Raw genomic sequence first — 1,822 nt, 5'->3', positions numbered from 1 at the left:
GATCAGCATTGCTGCGGTGAATACGTTCCCGGGCCTTGTACACACCGCCCGTCACGTCACGAAAGTCGGTAACACCCGAAGCCGGTGGCCCAACCCCTTGTGGGAGGGAGCTGTCGAAGGTGGGACTGGCGATTGGGACGAAGTCGTAACAAGGTAGCCGTACCGGAAGGTGCGGCTGGATCACCTCCTTTCTAAGGAGCACCTGGCCTCTTTGGGGGTCCAGACGCCAGAACGCGGGCGAATGTCTCGCGCTGGTCGCTCATGGGTGGAACGTTGATTATTCGGCCTGGGTCTGGGTCGGAGGCTGCCAGTACTGCTCTTCGGAGCGTGGAACGCATGATCTCCGGACAGGGTCTGGTCGGGCACGCTGTTGGGTGTCTGAGGGAATGAACGCCCTCGATGCCGGCCCCAGTGCACTCGGAGTGAAGCTCCGGGGTGATGGGTGGTTGGTCGTTGTTTGAGAACTGCACAGTGGACGCGAGCATCTGTGGCCAAGTTTTTAAGGGCGCACGGTGGATGCCTTGGCACCAGGAACCGATGAAGGACGTGGGAGGCCACGATAGTCCCCGGGGAGTCGTCAACCAGGCTTTGATCCGGGGGTTTCCGAATGGGGAAACCCGGCAGTCGTCATGGGCTGTCACCCATACCTGAACACATAGGGTATGTGGAGGGAACGCGGGGAAGTGAAACATCTCAGTACCCGCAGGAAGAGAAAACAACCGTGATTCCGGGAGTAGTGGCGAGCGAAACCGGATGAGGCCAAACCTACGACGTGTGAGACCCGGCAGGGGTTGCGTCGTGGGGGTTGTGGGATCTCTCTTCTGTCGTCTGCCGGCGACAGGACGAGTCAGAAACCGTTGATGTAGGCGAAGGACATGCGAAAGGTCCGGCGTAGAGGGTAAGACCCCCGTAGTCGAAACGTCAGCGGCTCGTTGGAGAGACACCCAAGTAGCACGGGGCCCGAGAAATCCCGTGTGAATCTGGCGGGACCACCCGCTAAGCCTAAATATTCCCTGGTGACCGATAGCGGATAGTACCGTGAGGGAATGGTGAAAAGTACCGCGGGAGCGGAGTGAAATAGTACCTGAAACCGTGTGCCTACAAGCCGTGGGAGCGTCGGAATGAAGACTTGTCTTCATTCTCGTGACTGCGTGCCTTTTGAAGAATGAGCCTGCGAGTTTGCGGTGTGTTGCGAGGTTAACCCGGGTGGGGTAGCCGTAGCGAAAGCGAGTCCGAACAGGGCGATCTGAGTAGCACGCTCAAGACCCGAAGCGGAGTGATCTAGCCATGGGCAGGTTGAAGCGGAGGTAAGACTTCGTGGAGGACCGAACCCACCAGGGTTGAAAACCTGGGGGATGACCTGTGGTTAGGGGTGAAAGGCCAATCAAACTCCGTGATAGCTGGTTCTCCCCGAAATGCATTTAGGTGCAGCGTCGTGTGTTTCTTGCCGGAGGTAGAGCACTGGATAGGCGATGGGCCCTACCGGGTTACTGACCTTAGCCAAACTCCGAATGCCGGTAAGTGAGAGCGCGGCAGTGAGACTGTGGGGGATAAGCTCCATGGTCGAGAGGGAAACAGCCCAGAGCATCGACTAAGGCCCCTAAGCGTACGCTAAGTGGGAAAGGATGTGGAGTCGCAGAGACAACCAGGAGGTTGGCTTAGAAGCAGCCACCCTTGAAAGAGTGCGTAATAGCTCACTGGTCTAGTGATTCCGCGCCGACAATGTAGCGGGGCTCAAGCGTACCGCCGAAGTCGTGTCATTCATACAACAGGGCCAACGCCTGTATGGATGGGTAGGGGAGCGTCGTGTGCCGGGTGAAGC

General features: G+C 58.3%; 2 rRNA genes (1 of these 2 cut by a window edge). Both read left to right on the top strand.

The window, feature by feature from the left end:
• Positions 1-191, top strand: a 16S ribosomal RNA gene (locus tag ABZ896_RS52395) (its annotated part extends 1,350 nt beyond the left edge of the window); the annotation flags it as partial.
• Between the two features lie 298 nt (positions 192-489).
• Positions 490-1,822, top strand: a 23S ribosomal RNA gene (locus ABZ896_RS52390); the annotation flags it as partial.

It is taken from the genome of Streptomyces sp. NPDC047072 (assembly GCF_040643855.1).
In the GTDB taxonomy this organism is placed as follows: domain Bacteria; phylum Actinomycetota; class Actinomycetes; order Streptomycetales; family Streptomycetaceae; genus Streptomyces.
This window is presented reverse-complemented; position numbering and strand designations above follow the sequence as displayed.